17 protein-coding genes are annotated in these 20,769 nt (G+C 47.2%); 8 read left to right on the plus strand and 9 right to left on the minus strand.

Annotated elements, in window-relative coordinates; genetic code table 11:
• Positions 1–45 precede the first annotated feature (45 nt).
• The 3 genes from C9I99_RS07695 to C9I99_RS07705 all read right to left on the minus strand — a co-directional run bounded on the left by C9I99_RS07695 (position 46) and on the right by C9I99_RS07705 (position 3,168).
• Complete coding sequence (locus C9I99_RS07695; RefSeq protein ID WP_107348264.1) at positions 46–843, minus strand: DUF4922 domain-containing protein; 798 nt, start codon at positions 841–843, stop codon at positions 46–48.
• A 432-nt stretch (positions 844–1,275) separates the two neighbouring features.
• Complete coding sequence (locus C9I99_RS07700) at positions 1,276–2,451, minus strand: amino acid permease (RefSeq protein ID WP_107348265.1); 1,176 nt, start codon at positions 2,449–2,451, stop codon at positions 1,276–1,278.
• Positions 2,452–2,910: 459 nt separating this feature from the next.
• Positions 2,911–3,168, minus strand: a complete 258-nt coding sequence (locus C9I99_RS07705; protein WP_107348266.1) for a hypothetical protein — start codon at positions 3,166–3,168, stop codon at positions 2,911–2,913.
• A 386-nt stretch (positions 3,169–3,554) separates the two neighbouring features.
• On the opposite strand from C9I99_RS07705, the gene nirB reads away from it, so the two are divergent.
• The 4 genes from nirB to cobA all read left to right on the plus strand — a co-directional run bounded on the left by nirB (position 3,555) and on the right by cobA (position 8,335).
• Positions 3,555–6,113 (plus strand): nitrite reductase large subunit NirB, encoded by a 2,559-nt coding sequence (nirB, locus tag C9I99_RS07710; RefSeq protein ID WP_107348267.1) that lies wholly within the window; start codon positions 3,555–3,557, stop codon positions 6,111–6,113.
• Positions 6,114–6,115: 2 nt separating this feature from the next.
• Complete coding sequence (gene nirD, locus C9I99_RS07715) at positions 6,116–6,439, plus strand: nitrite reductase small subunit NirD (protein ID WP_107348268.1); 324 nt, start codon at positions 6,116–6,118, stop codon at positions 6,437–6,439.
• Positions 6,440–6,551: 112 nt separating this feature from the next.
• Positions 6,552–7,406 carry a formate/nitrite transporter family protein gene (locus C9I99_RS07720; protein ID WP_107348269.1) on the plus strand — a complete coding sequence of 285 codons (855 nt, stop codon included), beginning with the start codon at positions 6,552–6,554 and terminating at the stop codon, positions 7,404–7,406.
• A 170-nt stretch (positions 7,407–7,576) separates the two neighbouring features.
• Complete coding sequence (gene cobA, locus C9I99_RS07725) at positions 7,577–8,335, plus strand: uroporphyrinogen-III C-methyltransferase (RefSeq protein ID WP_107348270.1); 759 nt, start codon at positions 7,577–7,579, stop codon at positions 8,333–8,335.
• An 87-nt stretch (positions 8,336–8,422) separates the two neighbouring features.
• Here the strand turns inward: cobA and C9I99_RS07730 are convergent, their stop codons facing one another.
• Positions 8,423–8,845 (minus strand): YeeE/YedE family protein, encoded by a 423-nt coding sequence (locus tag C9I99_RS07730; protein ID WP_107348271.1) that lies wholly within the window; start codon positions 8,843–8,845, stop codon positions 8,423–8,425.
• A 13-nt stretch (positions 8,846–8,858) separates the two neighbouring features.
• Positions 8,859–9,278: a YeeE/YedE family protein gene (locus C9I99_RS07735; protein WP_107348272.1), complete on the minus strand. Its 420-nt coding sequence runs from the start codon at positions 9,276–9,278 to the stop codon at positions 8,859–8,861.
• Positions 9,279–9,457: 179 nt separating this feature from the next.
• On the opposite strand from C9I99_RS07735, the gene C9I99_RS07740 reads away from it, so the two are divergent.
• Positions 9,458–11,161 (plus strand): FAD-dependent oxidoreductase, encoded by a 1,704-nt coding sequence (locus tag C9I99_RS07740; RefSeq protein WP_107348273.1) that lies wholly within the window; start codon positions 9,458–9,460, stop codon positions 11,159–11,161.
• 90 nt (positions 11,162–11,251) lie between these two features.
• Here the strand turns inward: C9I99_RS07740 and C9I99_RS07745 are convergent, their stop codons facing one another.
• Together C9I99_RS07745 and C9I99_RS07750 are read right to left on the minus strand one after the other, a co-directional pair.
• Positions 11,252–12,214, minus strand: coding sequence for a hypothetical protein (locus tag C9I99_RS07745; RefSeq protein WP_133638216.1), 963 nt, complete (start codon positions 12,212–12,214; stop codon positions 11,252–11,254).
• Positions 12,215–12,549: 335 nt separating this feature from the next.
• The gene (locus C9I99_RS07750) at positions 12,550–12,936 is read right to left on the minus strand and encodes a DUF805 domain-containing protein (protein ID WP_107348275.1); all 387 of its coding nucleotides are present in this window, start codon (positions 12,934–12,936) and stop codon (positions 12,550–12,552) included.
• Between the two features lie 178 nt (positions 12,937–13,114).
• On the opposite strand from C9I99_RS07750, the gene C9I99_RS07755 reads away from it, so the two are divergent.
• Positions 13,115–13,471: a YcgJ family protein gene (locus C9I99_RS07755; RefSeq protein ID WP_107348276.1), complete on the plus strand. Its 357-nt coding sequence runs from the start codon at positions 13,115–13,117 to the stop codon at positions 13,469–13,471.
• Between the two features lie 29 nt (positions 13,472–13,500).
• Here the strand turns inward: C9I99_RS07755 and C9I99_RS07760 are convergent, their stop codons facing one another.
• Positions 13,501–14,403: a LysR family transcriptional regulator gene (locus C9I99_RS07760; protein ID WP_107348277.1), complete on the minus strand. Its 903-nt coding sequence runs from the start codon at positions 14,401–14,403 to the stop codon at positions 13,501–13,503.
• Positions 14,404–14,569: 166 nt separating this feature from the next.
• Here C9I99_RS07760 and C9I99_RS07765 point away from each other — a divergent pair, with 166 nt between their 5' ends.
• Together C9I99_RS07765 and C9I99_RS07770 are read left to right on the plus strand one after the other, a co-directional pair.
• Positions 14,570–16,258 (plus strand): L-lactate permease, encoded by a 1,689-nt coding sequence (locus C9I99_RS07765; protein WP_107348278.1) that lies wholly within the window; start codon positions 14,570–14,572, stop codon positions 16,256–16,258.
• Between the two features lie 203 nt (positions 16,259–16,461).
• Complete coding sequence (locus C9I99_RS07770) at positions 16,462–19,317, plus strand: FAD-binding and (Fe-S)-binding domain-containing protein (RefSeq protein ID WP_107348279.1); 2,856 nt, start codon at positions 16,462–16,464, stop codon at positions 19,315–19,317.
• Positions 19,318–19,400: 83 nt separating this feature from the next.
• Here C9I99_RS07770 and C9I99_RS07775 read toward each other — a convergent pair whose 3' ends face one another.
• A complete protein-coding gene (locus tag C9I99_RS07775; RefSeq protein WP_107348280.1) occupies positions 19,401–20,678 on the minus strand; it encodes a glycosyltransferase in 1,278 nt (425 codons plus the stop codon).
• Between the last annotated feature and the right edge of the window lie 91 nt (positions 20,679–20,769).

Raw genomic sequence — 20,769 nt, forward strand, 5'->3', positions numbered from 1 at the left:
TGGGGTTGGCGTAACTTGTGATAGACACCGGCCAGACCCTGTACACTAAGAATGACGGCTACAATTAGTCAGGTAGTTCATCAGTCCATACTGCTGGAGCCACTCCAATTGTTCAGCTTGCTTAACCAGAAAGCGTCCTGAATAGTTTATTCCGTTAGCAAAAACCCCTTCTATATTATTCTTACTGCGGGGAAACAATAACATCCAACGCTCAGTGAGTAACAGGTTATAAGGGGCACAGTCCCCACACTCTTTATCAGCTAACAGTCCTAACTGCGCCATCATCGACAAATAATGACGATACAGATCCGCAGCCTCCAGGGTGTGTAATAGTGCGAGGCAATGTACAAAAGGCAGCTCCCCTTGTGAGATAACCTTCTCCAGCGGTATCGGCGATCGAACTAACTGCATATGGCGGTGAGCTTGGCTCGCTCCTGCCTGTGGGCCACTGTTATAAAAACCAAAGACATCAGGATAGTCAAAACCTGCCAGCCAAGCTTGAAAATCACTTAAGGTTAAACAAGATTGTTGCGGGATGAAGGTTTTTGAGCAGATAAGCAAATGCGGAGTCAGAACGGGAAACTTGTTTAACAGGCAGACATGCTCTTGACCGACTTCATCAACATAAAGTGATTGTTCATAGGGCAAAAACGGATTGCCTTGGGTCGAGGTTGCCCGGCACTTTTTCGTCGCGTTGGCGGTGACAACATGAGCAAAATACGAAATCCCCTCTTCTTCTATCCGCTGGGCATCCGTAACTATTGGCATCAAGCGACCCGCAGCCAATGCTCGCGTAGCAACAGAAATCGCCCTATCCCAAAGCGTCTCAGTTTTACCAGACATATCGACTTCCTCGCCATCTACTTACTTCACAAGTCTATACCCAAGTCACCTCAAGATGCTTGTTTTAACTGGAAGTATTTAAGAATATCTGATGGAGCCCCATTACACCTCGGGAGTGTATAATTAAGTTTACAAACAAGGCTCTTTTCGGCACCAGCAGGATGTAGGCTAGATATAGCTGCAAACCACGAAAGTTTGTATTATCAATGCCATTGGAAAACACTGCTTTATCCTATTACCAATAGTACTCCATAGGGCAGTGAGAAGTTTTTGTTTGGTCGCTAAAACTTCAACAGGTAGTTTTGTTTGGTCGCATCCTGCCTATCCAGCCTGTGTATTTGCCTTGTGCATTAATCAGGTAGAAACAAAAAGGGCGTTTACTCAGTAAACGCCCCGCTTCTTATTTAGTTTGCTAACAGCTATATGCAGCGGTTAAATCAACTCTGCCGCGAGCAAGAAGCATCCGAACAGGAAGCTCAATCCCATCGCCAGTTGGCCACCTGATGCTTGATACAACATACCTGAAGCATCAACTTCAAACGCACTGTCATCTTCTTTGCGAAGTTTCATCGTCATTGCCATTGGAATGAACACTGCTAGGAATACCAAGATAATACCTGCGTATCCTAATACTGACAGGAATTGATCGGCAGCGAACAATGCACCGGCAAGCGGCAAGATAAACGTCAGTACATAGGTAACAACACGGTTTTGGCGGAATGTATCAACATTCTGGTCAAACAACGCCATTGCAACACCTAGGAAAGAGGTCAGCAATGCCAGCCCTGTGAATACTGACAAGATAAGGTTAATCATGCTGTGGTTTGAGCCCAGAACGGCGATTAGCTCAGACACGCTGTTGAAATCGACCATTTGCTCTGCACTTAGGTTACCCATTGCGGCATACAGCCACAGTAGGTAGCTAAACAGTGGGACAAGAGAACCAATCACAACCATATTTCGCAGTTGCTGGTGCGTGGCTTCTTTGTTGTATGTCACCAATGACGGGATCACCACCATGAACCCGAAACTGGTGAACAGCACCGAACTGGTTTTGATCAGGTCAACCTTACTATCACTGGTAGCAACCATTAGGTTATCGATTGAAATGGTAGGAACCAAACTAAGCAATGTCAGCACTAACATGACAACCATCACGGCAAATAGCGCACGGTTTAATTTATCAATCACAGCTGTACCCGCTGCAACGACCACACCCGCAAGCAGAGTAAAAGCAATTTGGCTTTGCATTAGGCTCAGCTCAAGGCCGATACTGGATAAGAGTTTCATAACCAAATCACCCGCCCCAATGATGTACGCCATTAGTAGGCAAACCAATAGTGCGTAAAGCAGGCCATTGGTCACTACCTGGCCCCCTTTACCTAAGGTTTTTCGGGCTATTGTATTCATACCAAGCCCGCCACCGGCCTTAATACTGGCTTCTAGCAACAATAGTGCCGCATACGTCGTACCCAGCCAGATCACAAGCATCAACAACGTCCCCCAGAGCAGGCCAAACTGGGCCAATACCATAGGAATAGCCAGCATACCGGCACCCAGTGCCGTACCCGCAATAATGAGAGAACTACCAAGCAGTTTTACATTCACAATTTTGTCTCATAATAATGTGTTTCCGCCACATTTGAGGGCAGAAAACGAAAAGGTTTAAATAATCTATTTATCAGTGCGCTGCAGACGAAAAAGCAGCAATAGAGAATTAGTGACTAAATCGAAATGCGGCAAAATAGCCGTAAAACTGAATGTTTGCGGAAGGTGCAGCGGGATAGGAATGGCAGGCACAAGCGTGCGTCAAGGTATCAGCGGAGGGCAGATGGCTCTTCCCCGTGGTTTTATGGTTCATTAATCGTACTCCAACAACGATAAATCCCTATAAGCAAGGTAACCGTCCATTGATTACCCTAGTTTTGTTTGGTCAGATAGCAACTTATATGGTCAACAGGAGCACATCAACACTCACAATTGCAATCTTACATACCAAAAATGAAACCTTCTTCACCGGCAAATAAAAACCCTTCGACCAGTAGTTCAAAGGGTTGATATTTAAACTTATGCTGGCAAAGCAACACCAGGTTTAGCCGCGATCAGCGTGAGCTTGTTAAAGGATGTTGGATAAACACTGATAGTACTGCCGTCGTCGAACAGAAGGCCATCATATAAATTGCCACTCCACTTCACCCGGGTAAAACGCGCATAGCGAGCTTTACTGTAAACCTCCTCGAGGGCATTAATGGCACCTTGCTTTTGCACCTGATCCAGTATTTCTTGGCTCAGTAATTTCTCGGCCACCGATTTATTTGTTGTCATCCCTGCCTCCGGAACCTCATCGTTACTTGTTTGTACCAAAACCAAACTGAGATTCAAGCACCAATATCACAACACTTCGGTATACGCCGATAAATTAAGCAATTTACTGATATTTACCCTGACCATCAAACCGCGTAGTGGTACCCGTTTGTTATGCCATTACTAACCTAAATAAATATAAAACAAGTGGTATCTCTTTCATATTTATTGTTTTAATTCTTCATATTTATTCTTGTAGTACAATACAACTAATCGTAAGCTACTGATTTAAAGGAGGGTACCTCTTTAGGGCTATTCAAAACTGTAATTGATTTACGTCATATTTATTCACACTCTGTCTCATTAAGATTCCATTCAGAATTTATGACTTTGTAGTAGAGGATCTTATGAGCAAAGTGAGATTGGCCATCATCGGCAACGGAATGGTGGGCCATCGCTTTATCGAGGAATTAGTCGATAAAGCCAATATGGACAATTACGAGGTAACGGTATTTTGCGAAGAACCTCGTGTCGCCTATGATCGGGTTCACCTTTCATCGTATTTCTCCCACCATACCGCCGAAGAACTTTCGCTCGTTAAAGAAGGCTTCTACCAGAAACACGCCATCAATATCCTCCTCGGTGAACGCGCCATTAACATCAACCGAGAAAAACGCATCGTACACTCCAGCACTGGTCGTGAAGTTCAATACGACAAGTTAATCCTCGCGACCGGCTCCTTCCCGTTTGTTCCACCTATCAAAGGCAATGAAAGCAAAGACTGCTTTGTCTACCGCACTATCGAAGATCTCAAAGCAATTGAAGCGTCAGCAAAAAACAGCAAAGTCGGTGTTGTTGTCGGTGGTGGCCTACTCGGCCTAGAAGCCGCTGGTGCTCTAAAGGCACTCGGTGTACAAACCCACGTTGTTGAATTTGCGCCAAAGCTAATGGCTGAACAGCTAGACATGGCAGGTGGTAATCAGCTTCGCCAGAAAATTGAGCGCATGGGTGTAAATGTCCATACCAGCAAGAACACACTGGAAATTGCTCCGGAAGGTACTAGCGCTAGGAACGTGATGCGCTTTGCTGATGGTACTGAGCTAGAGACTGATTTCATTGTTTTCTCTGCCGGTATCCGTCCACAAGACAAATTGGCTCGCCAAATGGAGCTTGATGTTGCTCCTCGCGGCGGTATCGCTATCAATAACACCTGCCAGACCTCAGACGATAATATCTACGCTATTGGTGAATGCGCCTCTTGGAATGAAATGTTCTATGGCCTAGTTGCACCGGGTTACAAAATGGCACAGGTCGCTGTTTCACATATTATTGGTGACGATAACCAATTTGAAGGCGCAGACATGAGCGCCAAGCTCAAACTGCTTGGGGTAAAAGTAGGCTCAATTGGTGATGCCAATGGTCGCACGCCTGGCTGTAAGAGCTTTGTATACCAGAACGAAGAGCAAGAAGTTTACAAGCGAATCATTGTGTCCGAGGACAACAAGAAACTACTCGGTGCTGTAATGGTGGGTGATACCTCTGACTATGGCGACCTGCTGCAGTTGATGCTCAACGAAATCGACCTGCCGGAGCACCCGGACACATTGATCCTGCCTGCCCACGCCGGTGCTGAAAAACCGGCGTTAGGTGCAGATTCGCTACCTGATACTGCCGTGATCTGTTCTTGCTTCGATGTGACCAAGGCAAAAATTGCCCAAGCTGTCACTGACGGCAACCATACTCTCGCTGATATCAAAGCCGTTACCGGTGCCGGTACTGGCTGTGGGGGTTGTATTCCGTTGGTCACGTCAGTGCTCAATGCTGAATTGGCTAAATCAGGTATCGAAGTGAAAAACGATGTGTGTGAGCACTTCGCCTATTCACGTCAGGAGCTTTTCCATCTGATCCGCATCGAAGAAATCAAAACCTTTGATGAGCTACTAGAGAAATACGGTCAAGGCTACGGCTGTGAAGTTTGTAAACCGCTAGCAGGCTCTCTTCTGGCTTCGTGCTGGGGTGAGCATATCCTCAAACCTCAATTGGTTAAGCTGCACGATACCAACGATAACTTCCTTGGTAACATCCAAAAAGACGGTACCTATTCGGTTATTCCGCGTATGGCCGGTGGTGAAGTTACCCCACAAGCCCTTGGTGCGCTTGCTGCGGTTGCCGAAGAATACAACCTGTACACCAAAGTAACCGGTGCTCAGCGTATCGGCCTATTTGGTGCTCAGAAAGATGATCTTCCTGTGATCTGGCGCAAGCTGATTGACGCTGGTTTCGAAACAGGCCAAGCCTACGCAAAAGCGCTGCGTATGGCGAAAACCTGTGTGGGTTCGACGTGGTGTCGATACGGTGTTCAAGACTCTGTCGGCTTGGGCTCTTACATTGAGAACCGTTACAAAGGGATCCGTACTCCTCACAAGATGAAGTTTGGTGTCTCTGGCTGTACCCGTGAATGTGCGGAAGCGCAGGGTAAAGATCTTGGCATAATCGCAACCGACGCCGGCTGGAACATGTACGTATGCGGTAACGGTGGTATGAAACCTCGCCACGCCGATCTACTGGCCAGCGACCTAGACCAAGAAACGCTCATCAAGTACATCGACCGCTTCATGATGTTGTACATCCGCACCGCTGCGCCACTGCAGCGTACCTCTGTATGGATGGACAACATGGAAGGTGGCGTGGACTACCTGCGAGAAGTGATTGTTGATGACAAACTTGGCATCAACGCCCAACTAGAACTGGACGTTGCCAAGTTGGTTGATGAGTATGAGTGTGAGTGGACAGCCACGATCAACGACGAATCGCAGCTAACGCGTTTTGCCCACTTCATCAACGCCGATCTTCGTGATGACAACGTGGTCTTCGTTGCCGAGCGTGACCAGCACCGACCTGCGACGTTCACCGAAAAACACCCCGATGCCATTGGCGATATCCTGCACGTTGAATTGGAGAGTTAATCATGGCTTTTGAGCTAATCTGCGATATCCAAGATATCACCCCAGGGACAGGCGTTTGTGCGCTGTTCAACGGCCAGCAAGTTGCCATCTTTCGCCCGAGCGTTGTCGAAGAAGTTTTTGCTATCAGCAATATGGACCCGTTTGCCCGCTCAAACGTGTTATCTCGCGGCCTGATTTGTCAGCACCAAGATGAACTTTGGGTCGCAAGCCCGCTGAAGAAGCAACGCTTCAACCTGTCTACCGGTGTATGTATGGAAGATGAGCGCTTTAACATTAAAACCTTCAATGTCCGTGTAGCTAACGGCAAGGTTGAAATCGCCGCGTAAAAGCAAAAACGGTTAATCACCAAAGATTTAATAGCGAAAAGGCTCCTTGCCCAACACAGGAATGAGAGCCTTTGACTATTCAATTTTTATTTTAACTTTTTGGAGTGACATGATGTCCTATTCAAAACCGATGGAATTCGTTCAGACAATGATTGACACTGGCGAAGCGAAAATGCGCACCTCTACACGCGATTTGATATTACGTGGCACGATGGCGGGTATTATCCTTTCGTTAGCGGTTGTAGTGGCGATCACCGCTATCACACAAACCGGTATTGGCATTGTCGGTGCGCTCGTCTTCCCTGTTGGCTTCTGTATTTTAAGCCTGATGGGCTATGACCTGGTTACCGGTGTGTTCGGTCTTGCCCCATTGGCAAAATTCGACAATCGCAAAGGAATCACCTGGAGTCATGTTCTGCGTTGCTGGGGGCTTGTGGGGCTGGGTAACCTCATCGGTTCGCTTATTGTTGCTTTCCTCATCGCTCTTTCATTCACCATGAACTTCACAGTTGAACCTGGAGCCGTCGGTCAAACTTTTATTAAGGCAGCAACAGCACGTACCGTTGGCTTCGAAGAACTTGGCGCAAATGGCTGGATCACCTGTTTTGTTCGCGGCATTCTTTGTAACTTAATGGTTTGCTTGGGCGTGATTGGTAACATGACGGCCCGTAGCGTAGCAGGGAAAATTGCAGCAATGTGGCTACCTATCTTTATTTTCTTCGCATTAGTCTTTGAGCACGCAGTGGTGAACATGTTCCTGTTCCCACTGGGCATGATGCTAGGCGCTGATTTTGGTATTGCGACTTGGTTGAACTTCAACCTTATCCCAACCATCCTAGGTAACCTAGTCGGTGGCCTGCTATTTACGTGTATTCCGCTATACCTAACGCACGCAAAAACAGCGCCGGCAATTAACGTAGAAAATGATTCCGCGATTAATGCAGAGCCTGCATTTAGCACTAAGTAAGCATTTCATTTGGTCCCGGGTGAGTACTCGGGGCCTACACTTAGCTACAAAGCGAATGTATCAATAAAGCTATTGTACTGTTTTGGCTATAAAAAGTAATAACTCCTTAGGGTAAAGCTCACCAAACGAGTGTTACTTTTTATAACCAAATTTGAAGGAAAGACATTGCTATGACGACCAATCACGCAATATCAAACAGCGGCTTTGTCTCACTTGTCGGCGCAGGTCCGGGTGATCCGGATTTGCTGACTGTAAAAGGCCTGAAAGTTATCCAAGCTGCAGACGTCGTAGTGTACGACCGTCTGGTTTCAACAGATATCCTGGCGCTGGCAGATGCCTCCGCCGAGATGATTTACGTCGGTAAAAAACTCGATTTCCATTGTGTCCCACAAGATCAAATCAACCAGATTTTGGTTCAAAAAGCGCAAGAAGGTAAGCGTGTTGTCCGCCTGAAAGGTGGTGACTCATTCATCTTTGGCCGTGGTGGTGAAGAACTCGAAGAGTTAGCCAAATTTGGTATTAAATATGAAGTTGTACCGGGGATCACCGCCGCAGCAGGTGCTACCGCCTATGCCGGGATCCCGCTGACCCATCGCGACCACGCCCAAAGTGTCCAGTTTATCACCGGCCACGTGCAGAAAGACGGCCGCGAAATCGAGTGGGGCTCACTGGCTCAGTCCAATAACACCCTCGTCTTCTATATGGGTTTGAAACAGAGTGGCCATATTTGCGACAAGCTGATCACCCACGGTCTGGCTGCCAAAACACCTTGCGCGATTATTGAAAATGGTACTCGCCAGGATCAACGTGTACTTACCGGTACACTTGCAACGCTGCCAGAACTGGCAAACGGTGCAGTGAGTCCCGCATTAATTGTTATTGGCAGTGTGGCGTCACTGAGTGAAACCTTGCAGTGGTTCAATCAGTGATTAACCACACCATCCAATGACCAACCAATAAAAAAACCAAAGGGCACGTATCTGTGCCCTTTGACTGGATTTTTAGTACGCGACAGCTTAACGTTTGACCAAAACAGAACCAAGCCCCATCCCGATCAGCATCATCGCTATAAAGACCAACATCGATGGATTTAGTCCTAGGGTCGACGTTACCGCAGGTCCAGGACAAATACCGGCAATCCCCCACCCTAAACCAAACAGTGCGGCCCCAGTAACCAGCTGTTTATCAATCACTTTGTTGTTAGAGATTTCGAATTTTTCTGAACATACGGGAGCAGAGCGTTTCTTTACCACCAACAGATAAACAGGCAGGAACACCGCTAATGCCCCACCCATCACAAACACCAAGCTAGGATCCCAAGCACCTGCGATATCTAAAAAACCCAATACACGGTGGGGATCGACCATACCAGATACCATCATTCCCAAACCAAACAGTAGCCCTGTCAATAACGCCACAAGTTGCGATAAGCCTTTCATCTTGAATCCCCTGTTACAGAACATGTAGGCGAACAAAGACGGTTGCAATTGCAACGCCCATAAAAATACATGTCGCGACAATAGACCGTTTAGACAACCGCCCGATCCCGCAGATACCGTGGCCACTGGTACACCCGTTACCGATTTTAGTACCAACCCCAACCAATAGACCGGCTAAACCAACCCACAAAAACGACGACACCGGTAAGGTTTCAGGTAACGTGAATCCTATCGCGGGAGCCAACAAGCCACTCACCAACATGCCAATGACAAACAATAATCGCCACGACACCTCCCCTTGTTTAGGTGTCAGCAAGCCCGACACAATACCGCTGATCCCTGCAATTCTGCCATTCATCACCAACAAGACAGATGCAGATATACCAAGCAGTATGCCTCCGGCCAGTGCATCCCATGGAATTTCAAAAGCCATATTTACTCCTATCAAATTCGCCCGGATTCATTGCTTTAGAGAATACTAAAATAAAATAATCAGTCAATACTAATTTAGCGTAAATTAAATTAGCTTTTTCTAATTTAATTATTTATATTGGAAGCCAACATGAATCGAGATACTGTAGTTCCCTAATTTTAGGGCAGACGGAGAATGCAATGACCAAGATTTTGATTGTAGGTGGCGTCGCAGGTGGAGCTTCTGCTGCCGCACGTGCTCGCCGATTAAGTGAAGATGCTGACATCATCATGTTTGAGCGAGGCGAGTTCGTCTCCTTTGCCAACTGCGGCCTTCCCTATCATATTGGTGGTGATATCACTGACCGCAGCAAACTGTTGTTGCAAACGCCAGAAAGCTTTCTTGCTCGTTTCAATGTCGATGTCAGGGTGATGAATGAAGTTACCGCCATTGATCGTCAAGCCAAAAGTGTCACGGTGAAAAATTTGCTCGATGGTTCAGAATACAGTGAAACGTATGACTTCCTTCTCCTGAGCCCAGGCGCAGCGCCTGTCATTCCGCCAATACCGGGGATTGATAACCCGCTGACGCACTCTTTGCGCAATATTCCAGATATGGATAAGATCCTTAAAACGATCGAAATGAACAAACCCGAACATGCAACGGTCGTGGGCGGCGGTTTTATTGGCCTTGAAATGATGGAAGCTTTCCACCAACTAGGGATAAAAACCACACTGGTCGAGATGGCAGATCAGGTCATGACACCCGTTGATCGTGAGATGGCCGGTTTTGTCCATCAGGAAATCCAAGACAAGGGCATTGATCTGCGCTTGGGGGTTGCACTTGAGTCTGTTGACTATACCCCCAGTCAGTCTGTCGCTAACGAAGATGCTGGCGAGAGCGCGGCACACCAGCACCTGTGCGGCGACCTAAATCTGCAGCTTAATAACGGAGATAGCTTCAGTACCGATATTTTGATCATGGCCATCGGCGTACGGCCTGAAACAACACTGGCTGTTGAGGCGGGTTTAAAAATTGGTGATCTCGGTGGCATCTACACCAACGAAAGCATGCAAACAAGTGACCCATCAATCTATGCTGTCGGTGACGCCATCGAAGAACAAGATTTTGTCACTGGTAAACAAACATTGGTACCGCTAGCGGGCCCAGCCAATCGCCAAGGCCGTATGGCTGCTGACAACATGCTAGGACGCAGCGAAACATACCAAGGCACGCAGGGTACGGCAATTTGTAAAGTGTTCGAACTCGCTGTTGCTTCCACCGGTAAGAATGAAAAGCAACTTAAGCGTGAGGGTGTCGATTATGAAAAAGTCTACGTTCATACCGCAAGCCATGCCAGCTACTACCCGGGCGCTGAAACCGTCTCGCTGAAACTCATGTTTGCCCCTGATTCCGGCAAGATCTTCGGTGCCCAGGCTGTCGGTAAGGACGGTATTGATAAACGTATTGATGTAATGGCTGTCGCCCAGCGCGCGGGCATGACCGTTCAACAGTTGCAGCACCTTGAGCTGACCTATGCGCCACCTTACGGCAGTGCCAAAGATGTGATCAACCAAGCGGCATTTGTCGCCAGTAACATCATCAAAGGGGATGCTACGCCCATTCACTTTGATGAGATTGATTCACTGAGCGAAGACCAGCTATTGCTCGATGTGCGTAACCCAGGAGAGCTGGAAGCAGCCGGTTATCTTGAGGGGGCGGTCAACATTCCTGTCGATCAGCTACGTCAGCGCATGAACGAGCTACCGAAAGATAAAGAAATCATCATCTATTGCGCTGTGGGCTTGCGTGGTAATGTCGCCTATCGCCAGCTAGTCAATAATGGTTTCAAAGCTCGAAACCTGATTGGCGGATATCGTACTTATACGTTTGCACAAAAGTAATTCGTAGCAATACCCCACATAATAAAGCCTGAGCATCTGCTCAGGCTTTATTCAATTTTTCAAACACATCGCTATTTCACTCACAGAGCATTAGTCATAACTATCGCCCTTCCCGTTATGGCGCTTGTAATAGCCTTTTCCATTATTACTCTTGTCTTTGTTATAACCCGAGTCATCGCTATCGTCATAGCCACTATCATCATTCTTACCGTAATAGCTATCACTATGATATTCATTATAATAGCTGTCATTATAATAACGGTAGCGGTACCAATCATACCAAGACTTGAATTCAGGTTTGTACTCTTCCAAATCGATAACAAACAGGCAATCAAAAAACATCGGATCACCTTCGTTACCTCCAAATTTGGTTAAGTCGACCATACCAGACAGGCGCACTGTACCCTTATGCCATTGATACTCCCCATAACCTTTTACTACCGCATTGTCGTCACTGGAAGCACCTGTAATATGCGTTATGGTCTGGCCGTCAGCTGTAACAATAGGCTTCAGCACTGGCTGAACCGTGGTATGCCCTCGGGTAATTAAGAGTCCGTCAGGGAGATAAAAGAAGGTGGTGCCAATTAACGACACCCCATTACCGCCAGTTTCATCAGGGGTGATTTCAGACAAACAATCCGTCGCCCAGCCAATGTGTTCTCCATCGTGGATATTCTTCAACTCAACATCAAAGCACTGCGCATCCAATGGTGGTCCATATTTTTCCAAAGGAGGCACCGTCTGTGGATACATTGCACCGGTACCGACAAGATTTAACGCCAGGCGCTTTTTAGCATCATCGCCATCGTCTTTGTAGTCACCCGAACCATCATTAGAATAGCCATCACCATTGGAATAGCTGCTATCGCTGTCACTTTTCGAATATGAATCATCATCTCTTTTACTTGAATAGGACGAAGAATCATCATCGTCATAATATTTAGAATCCGAATACGATGAATGCTTATCATCGTCGTCATATTTTCCTGAAGCTAAGCTCCCCGTAGAGAACCCAACACAAACCGCCAACACCGAGAGTGCTATCTTGTTCATTCTCATCATGCTACTCCACGTAACGCTGTGGTATCACTTGAATTATTAGCCAACTGATAAGCCATAAGTGATTTACTACCATCCAGAAAGAACAGTCAATCCAGACGAAATCACTAAATATCGGTTTAATTGTAGATTAATAAGAGAGATGCTTTAGACAGGTATTTAAAAGCCATAGCGGCCTAAACTGTTAATTGAATGGGTTTTAATCAGAAATACAGCTTATTTTGAAAATGAGAAATCAGTACCAATTCTTAAAAATGATACTGCCCCATCGCTCAATGACAGCCAGAGATCCTTATCCGGCTGCCACCTCAACATTGCGAACGAAAGATTTAGATCGAAAGGTTTATCGAGGAAGGATCTTTCGGATTCGGGCCGTATTCGTTGACCGCAGGTTGGCTGTCCTGAATAAAGAAATACAACAATACCAACAGCCCGATCACCGGGATCAAACCGATCAACATCCACCAGCCCGTTCGGCCGATATCATGCAGGCGGCGAACACCAACAGCAATACTCGGAATAAGTACCGCAAGGGAATAAATCGCCCCGATAGCTCCCGCCCCTTCACCGGCACCGGGATTACCCAGTGCCGAGTCAAGCATCGACAATGCAATGCTGATGATGATGTTGAACAAGAAGAAATACCAATACTCTTGCCGCCTCGCCCGACCTTTAAAGACAGCATATTTTTTCAATACGTGGATATACCAGTTCATATTAGGACCTAATTAATTAGAATACCTTTATCATATTGTATTAAAACGTCATTTTTTGCTAACCATATCAAAATTATAGCCAGAGAATGTATATGACTGCGTATTCATTACGAGTAACTTGGGAATACGTCAGTTCTGATCAATACTAGTTGAAACCCATTGCGGCAAGGTGTCGGTCATGAAATCACTATTACTTCCACTTAGCTTGTTACTCGCCAGTCATTCGGTTCTGAGTGAAAACCACACTATCCATGAGCCTCTTTTCACACCAGACAAAGGCGTGATCTGCGATCGAAAAGCCGGCTTCTGTGTCGATAGTTTCGGGATATCCATGGCTTTTACTGAAGAGTATTTAGGCGTTGAAGCGCAAGAAAAAATGCTGGAAATGATCAACCGAATCGGCAGTAAAAACTTCGACACCACCCGCTATTCATTCAGTAATAAAGTGTATTGTGATTCTGAACAGCGGGCCTGTTTTGTTGACCGGTTTTCCGAAGAGCAACTGGCAGATTACACCAGTATCTTGTTTGACTAAATTTATCACCTCACAGAGCAAACAACCTGCTAGAAAACATGCTTAATCGCAAGGTATCGCGCTCTGATGTGCTCAATCAGCAGCTTTATTTTTTGCGAGGGTTGGCGGGTATAAGGGTATACCGCATAAATACCTAACCGCTTGCCCACTTGTTCAGGAAAGAGGTCAACGAGCTTGCCTGCCATGAGATCGTGATAGACCAAACAACGCGGCACGTAAGCAATTCCATACCCACCTAGCGCCGCTTTTCTTAAAGCTGTTGCATTATCAGTGGAAAAATTACCACTCACCCGAAGAATATAATTACCCTGCTCTCCGATAAACTGCCACTCCGAAGCACCTGTGGTTTGATACGCATACTGCAAACAGTTATGGTCAACGAGATCTTGTGGCAATTCCGGTTTGCCATTCAGGGCGATATATCTTGGGGCAGCGCAAATCACCCATTGTGAATCGAGGATATGTCTGGCTATCAGGCTTGAGTCTTCCAAATAACCGGTACGGATCACCAAATCGTAACCATCTTCAATGAGGTTCACAAAACGGTTATCCAATGACATATCGACCGTAAAACCGGGGTGGTCGGTACAAAACTCCGCAACCGCATCGGCCAGCAGCAAATCACCGGAGATGGTCGGGACAGACATCTTGACGTGTCCGCTGACTTTTTCTCCAAACCCGCTCACCGCATCCAAGGCTTCCATCGCGGCCTGCTTCACATTTTTAGACCCCTGATATAACACTTTGCCAGCCTCACTCACCGTGAGTTTCCGGGTCGTCCGGTACAGCAGCTGTACCCCGAGATCATCTTCCAACCGGGCTATTCGTTTGCTAACCACGGAGTTTGTAAGGGAATTCAACTCAGCGACCTTACTGAAAGAACCATATTCCACTACCTGAGCAAACAAGATCAGGTCATCTGCTTTCGCCATTATTTATCCACTTTTGGAAGAAATGTTTTTCATTATTTCCCTATATCTAATAAAAATAAAGCGATATCGTCACGCCATGTTAACAAAACCAATAACAAACGTAACAACCATGTTCGTCGATGCATAAGACATGCATTACAAAACAGCACGCCGAAGGACTGATAACATGAACGATACCCTACTTGCACTTGTTGCATTTTCACCGATAGTGGTCGCCGCTATCTTACTGGTCGGGCTAAACTGGCCAGCCAAAAAAGCAATGCCTGTTGCTTTTTTACTTACCGTTGCCATCGCTCTTTTTTGCTGGGACATGTCGGCAAACCGTGTTCTGGCTTCCTCACTTCAAGGTCTCACTATTACCGTCTCGGTTCTGTGGATTGTATTTGGGGCAATATTCCTCCTCAACACACTGAAGCATACCGGTGCCATTACCACCATACGCAATGGCTTCACCGACATCTCCTGTGACCGCAGGATACAAGCCATCATCATCGCTTGGTGCTTTGGCTCGTTTATTGAAGGGGCATCCGGCTTCGGTACCCCAGCAGCAATTGCAGCCCCTCTTTTGGTCGCTATCGGTTTTCCTGCACTTGCCGCGGTTTTGATGGGCATGATGATCCAATCTACCCCCGTATCATTCGGCGCGGTCGGTACCCCTATTATTGTGGGGGTTAACAAAGGTCTTGATACTCACAACATCGGCGAAACTCTGATCAGCCAAGGTTCCAACTGGGATGTCTATCTGCAGCAAATCACCACCAACGTGGCATTAATCCACGCCACTATCGGCACGATGATACCTGTGCTGATGGCAATGATGCTGACTCGCTTTTTCGGTAAGAACAAAAGCTGGACTGAAGGTTTGGACATCTTACCTTTCGCTCTGTTTGCCGGTATCGCCTTTACCGTGCCATATGCCCTGACCGGTATGCTGCTTGGGCCTGAGTTCCCATCTTTGATTGGCGGCTTGTTAGGCTTGGCGATTGTGGTTTCTGCGGCAAAGAAAGGCTTTCTTGTGCCAAAAAAACAATGGGACTTTGAAAGCGAAGACAAATGGCCTGAAGAGTGGCTCGGCTCGCTGAAAATCAACCTGAAAGCGACCGATAAACCCATGAATCTCGTCATGGCTTGGGCACCGTATGTCTTGCTTGCCGTCGTCTTGGTTGCAAGCCGTGTCAGTGCTGACTTCAAAGCGCTTTTAGTCAGTGTCAGCCTTTCCTTTTCTAATATTCTGGGGGAAACCGGGATCAGTGCTTCTATCCAGCCTCTATACCTACCGGGGGGCATCTTGGTGTTTGTTGCGATTGTCGCGGTAATAATGCAATCACGCCAGCTCAGCCCATTATCCGAAGCGTTCAAAGAATCGAGCAAAACGCTCATTGGAGCCGGCTTCGTCTTGGTGTTCACCATCCCGATGGTACGTATTTTTATCAACTCCGGTGTCAATGCGGCAGACTTGGCCAGTATGCCCGTCACAACAGCAAACTTTGTGTCTGACTTAGTCGGTGGCTTCTTCCCAGCATTGAGTGCCACTATTGGCGCTTTAGGGGCTTTCATCGCAGGCTCGAATACGGTTTCCAACATGATGTTCAGCCAGTTCCAGTTCGAAGTGGCACAAACCCTGACGGTATCCAGTGCGGCGATCGTTGCCCTGCAAGCTGTTGGCGCTGCAGCCGGTAACATGATTGCAATCCATAACGTGGTCGCCGCATCCGCTACGGTTGGTCTACTCGGGCGTGAAGGTGCAACGCTGCGCAAGACAGTGATCCCAACGTTCTACTACCTCGTTATGAGCGGCATTATCGGCCTTTTTCTCATCTATGGCCTGCATATTACCGACGTACTTATGGGCTAAATGTCCCGAATCACTACAACGTCATCAGGCCATCTAATTAGCTGGCCTGCATCGCTAAATACAAACAGAGCAAGTACGACAAACAAAAGAATTTATAGCCCAGACTCTCAATCCGAGACAAATATTCCAACAATAGTGTTTTATAACAGTAAGATAAAAAATAAGTCAACAATTCAGTAACACTGACTGATGCAGGATCAGCAATGGAAATTAAATATCAACAGCTAGAAGCCCTACTCGCGACCCAAATCGATAAAGAGCGCATCGTCACAGATGCTGCTAAGCGACTTGCCTATGGCACCGATGCCAGTTTCTACCGCCTAATCCCAAAGCTCGTTCTGCGCTTGCGTCATTTGGATGAAGTCATTTTCACCATTCAAACTTGCCGCCAATTGGACGTGCCTTTCACCTTCCGAGCCGCAGGAACCAGTCTGTCTGGTCAAGCCGTGTCTGATTCGGTACTTATTACCCTGACAGATGACTGGCGGGGGCACAGCATTCTTGAGCAAGGTGACAAAATACGACTTCAACCCGGTGTTATCGGTGCCGATGCCAACCGCTACCTTGCCCCTTATCAGCGGAAAATCGGCCCAGATCCAGCGTCAATCAACACCTGCAAAATCGGCGGGATCGCCGCCAACAATGCCAGTGGCATGTGCTGCGGCACTGCGCAAAATTCCTATAAAACTGTCGACAGCATGACCATCGTCTTTACTGACGGTACTGTGCTCGATACGGGCAGCGCAGAGAGTATTGCCGCATTCAAAACCAACCGACCCGATCTGATTGATGGCTTAACTGATCTTATACAGGTAACCCAGCTCAATACCGAATTGTCAAAAAAAATCCGTCACAAATATCGGCTGAAAAATACCACCGGTTACGCCCTCAACGCCCTCGTTGACTATCATGACCCCATCGATGTTATTGAGCACCTGATGATTGGCTCAGAAGGCACCTTGGGTTTTATCGCCGATATTACCTATAACACGGTTATCGAACATCCGCACAAAGCCTCTGCCCTTCTGGTTTTCCAAGATATCGAAACGGCTAGCCTGGCTGTCTCGGTCATTGCCAAAACCAATGTGTCGGCTGTCGAAATGATGGATGGCCGAGCATTGCGCTCGGTCGCCGATAAATCGGGGATGCCTGATTATATTCGGGCACTTGATCTTGAATCGGCTGCACTGCTGGTCGAAACCCATTCCAGTTGCAGCCAACAGCTTGAACAACAGTGCCTTGATGTGATGGCGGCATTGGCTGACTTTACCATTACCCACTCCACGCCGTTTACCACCGATGCCAATACCGTTGCGACCCTGTGGGCTATCCGTAAAGGGATGTTTCCTGCCGTCGGCGCTGTCCGGGAAACCGGCACGACGGTGATCATTGAAGATGTCGCGTTTCCTGTCGAGCACCTTGCGATGGGCGTAAGGGAGCTGCAACAGCTATTCGATAAGTACCATTACAACGAAGCGATTATTTTCGGCCATGCGCTAGAAGGAAACCTGCATTTCGTTTTCACTCAAGGGTTCGATGATGAATCAGAAATCAATCGTTACGGCCGCTTTATGGATGACGTCGCCGAGCTAGTGGCGGTCAAATATCAAGGTTCTCTCAAAGCAGAGCACGGTACGGGAAGAAATATGGCCCCCTACGTTGAGCTTGAGTGGGGTCATGACGGCTATGCCTTGATGAAACACATCAAGGCCCTTTTTGACCCACAAGGCTTATTGAATCCCGGCGTGATCATCAATGATGATCAACGGGCTCATGTTTCCAACCTCAAGCCGATGCCTGCTGCTGATGAGTTGGTTGATCGTTGTATAGAATGTGGGTTTTGTGAGCCCGTCTGTCCATCACGGACACTCACCTTGTCGCCGCGCCAACGAATTGTCCTCTACCGCGAACTGCAACACCGCGAACGCCAATACCAGGCGGGTAATAGCCAACAGCTTCCGGTCGATGAATTGAAGGCGGTGTTTGAGTATCAAGGCATCGATACCTGTGCCGCAACCGGCCTTTGTGCCGACCGTTGCCCTGTCGGTATCAATACCGGTGATCTTGTTAAGAAGCTGCGTATTGAGAAATACCAGCGCTTTACCCCTATCGCCCGCTGGACTGCCGAACACTTCAGTGCGACAACAACCTTGGTAAAGGCTAGCCTGAAGAGCAATCAAATTGCCCGCTACATTATCGGAGATAAAGCTGTAGGCACGATGACCAATAGCCTACGAAAAATCACTGGTGGCGCAACGCCAATTTGGATGCCAGAGATCCCCACACCAAACCCGCATAAGCTACCGACTAAGCAATCACTTACAAACAGTACAGATAGCAGCCAACCCATAGCGTCAACGAAAAAGGTTGTCTACATGCCCTCTTGTGCCAGCCGAACAATGGGGCAGCAGGATTCAGCCAAAGACAATCGCCCGCTAACGGAAGTGACGCTGTCCTTACTTGAGAAAGCGGGCTTTGAGGTGATCACCCCAGACAAACTCAACAGCCAATGCTGCGGTATGCCCTATGACAGCAAAGGCATGAATGATATTGCCACACAAAAAGCGCAAGAGTTAGAAGCCTTATTGTGGCAAGCCAGCGAGCAAGGGAAATTCCCAGTGTTAATGGATACCAGCCCTTGTGCCAAACGCAGCATCGAAAATTTCAGCAAGCCATTAGACATACTCGAACCGGTTGGTTTCGTGTCGCGCCACTTGCTGCCGTACCTGACACTGTCGCCGATTAAAGAAACCGTCATGCTGCACGTCACCTGTAGTTCGCGCCGAATGGGGCTGGAATCAGAAATGCTATCATTGGCAAAAGCTTGCGCTGTCGATGTCATTCTGCCAGAGCATATCCAATGCTGCGGGTGGGCGGGTGACAAAGGGTTCACCACGCCCGAACTTAATCAAGCAGCCGTTGCGCCGCTCAAGCAGCAAGTACCGGCAGACTGTACCCGAGGCTTCAGCAACAGCCGGACCTGTGAAATCGGTTTGTCGCACCATAGCGGTATTCCCTACCAATCTATCCTCTATCTTGTTGACGAGGCTGCAGTCTAATTTACGGTTTCCATAAAAAGCCCAATCAGCTAATGCCGTTTGGGCTTTATTATTACACTTAGTTTATTTACCCATTATAGAAATTATGAAACACCTTCCAAGGCGGCCTGCTTTTGTTCCACCAGCCAATGTTCAATCTCACGCGGGGCAAAAACCAATGGGTCACCGATATCAACATCGTCAATATCCTCGAGTTGCTCGGGTAATATATCAATGATCAACTCAAGATCTTCATGACTATGGATATGCTCCTCAAAAATCCTGACCATCTCATGGTTATGATCGATCCCCCTCGCCTTGGCCGCGGTCGACAAGCCACTCAATAAGGTATACCAAGTGGTCATTGGCCCCTGTGTTATCGAGGCAGATTCCGCATCAGAGTCAATAAAGGCAAATGGCACAGTGAACAACGGATATTCACCCTTCATGGCAGCAAAGATCCAGTCAGTATCAAATGAAAAATCATATACTGATGGCTTGATGAGAATATCTTTTATCACGTCGCGATCATATAGCTTAAACGCAGCCTGAGTATCTTTAATATTATTACTGAAAATTGCCCGACCAATCATTCGCTGCATATGCCGCAATGTTTTAATGCCGACTCCCCATCGCTCTTCTTGTTTAACCAGGATTGAATCTTGATGCTTGCGGTTACCTAATACAACTTTCGCATTTTCTGACACATAAGGTTTAAGCAATAACCCTAACTGGCCAAGATGTACAGAATTGTCTGCATCGGTATATATGACGCAGTCTGCTTTCTCGGCTATTGCTTGCTGGCACCCCAAAATAATCGCCCCGCCTTTACGCGAATCATCCGCCGATACCAAGTTCTTTAATGGGCCAGAAGAAACAGGTAATACATCAGCAAGCCGTAACACCGAAACGTTCTCTTTATCCGGGTGGTTTTCGAGAATATGCTCTGCAATGCCCGCACTGTCATGTGGGCAACCGTCGTCAACCGGATACAAATGCCAATCCACCACCGAACCTTGGGTGATCCAATTTAGCTGGTCAATTTTCATTCGTAGCGAATCTTCACCATTTGGATTCACCGATGTTTTTTCTTTTAGCCGGTTATGCTCTCCCCACATGGCAAATACAACGCCAACCAGCAGGGGACGCTTTAATTTCAACACATAACGTTTGGACTCAACTAATTTAACGGCTAGGCAAAACTCAAGAGGGCAATTATCTGAGGATGCTAGCTGTTGATAGTAATGCGTGGAAATGTCAGTTAAGCAATATAACGTGTTGGCTAGTTGCAATAATCGCTTTTGATGTGACTTCTCGGTTAGATCAAAAAAACCACTGGCGTCATCAAAAGCTTGTTGAACAATTTTATTTGATGCTGTCATTGCTTATCCCTCTTCGTTACTCCTTAAATGCTCACCCACAACGACAACAGGGCTTAAGTTAAGCTTAGTAATGGTAATAACAATGACAATT

It is taken from the genome of Photobacterium lutimaris, from assembly GCF_003025555.1.
GTDB classification, from domain to species: Bacteria; Pseudomonadota; Gammaproteobacteria; order Enterobacterales; family Vibrionaceae; genus Photobacterium; species Photobacterium lutimaris.

Coding starts and splice junctions, on each gene's coding strand:
- C9I99_RS07695 (WP_107348264.1), bottom strand. CDS start 843: ATGTCTGGTAAAACTGAGACGCTTTGGGATAGGGCGATTTCTGTTGCT.
- C9I99_RS07705 (WP_107348266.1), bottom strand. CDS start 3,168: ATGACAACAAATAAATCGGTGGCCGAGAAATTACTGAGCCAAGAAATA.
- nirB (WP_107348267.1), top strand. CDS start 3,555: ATGAGCAAAGTGAGATTGGCCATCATCGGCAACGGAATGGTGGGCCAT.
- nirD (WP_107348268.1), top strand. CDS start 6,116: ATGGCTTTTGAGCTAATCTGCGATATCCAAGATATCACCCCAGGGACA.
- C9I99_RS07720 (WP_107348269.1), top strand. CDS start 6,552: ATGTCCTATTCAAAACCGATGGAATTCGTTCAGACAATGATTGACACT.
- cobA (WP_107348270.1), top strand. CDS start 7,577: ATGACGACCAATCACGCAATATCAAACAGCGGCTTTGTCTCACTTGTC.
- C9I99_RS07730 (WP_107348271.1), bottom strand. CDS start 8,845: ATGAAAGGCTTATCGCAACTTGTGGCGTTATTGACAGGGCTACTGTTT.
- C9I99_RS07735 (WP_107348272.1), bottom strand. CDS start 9,278: ATGGCTTTTGAAATTCCATGGGATGCACTGGCCGGAGGCATACTGCTT.
- C9I99_RS07740 (WP_107348273.1), top strand. CDS start 9,458: ATGACCAAGATTTTGATTGTAGGTGGCGTCGCAGGTGGAGCTTCTGCT.
- C9I99_RS07745 (WP_133638216.1), bottom strand. CDS start 12,214: ATGAACAAGATAGCACTCTCGGTGTTGGCGGTTTGTGTTGGGTTCTCT.
- C9I99_RS07750 (WP_107348275.1), bottom strand. CDS start 12,936: ATGAACTGGTATATCCACGTATTGAAAAAATATGCTGTCTTTAAAGGT.
- C9I99_RS07755 (WP_107348276.1), top strand. CDS start 13,115: ATGAAATCACTATTACTTCCACTTAGCTTGTTACTCGCCAGTCATTCG.
- C9I99_RS07760 (WP_107348277.1), bottom strand. CDS start 14,403: ATGGCGAAAGCAGATGACCTGATCTTGTTTGCTCAGGTAGTGGAATAT.
- C9I99_RS07765 (WP_107348278.1), top strand. CDS start 14,570: ATGAACGATACCCTACTTGCACTTGTTGCATTTTCACCGATAGTGGTC.
- C9I99_RS07770 (WP_107348279.1), top strand. CDS start 16,462: ATGGAAATTAAATATCAACAGCTAGAAGCCCTACTCGCGACCCAAATC.
- C9I99_RS07775 (WP_107348280.1), bottom strand. CDS start 20,678: ATGACAGCATCAAATAAAATTGTTCAACAAGCTTTTGATGACGCCAGT.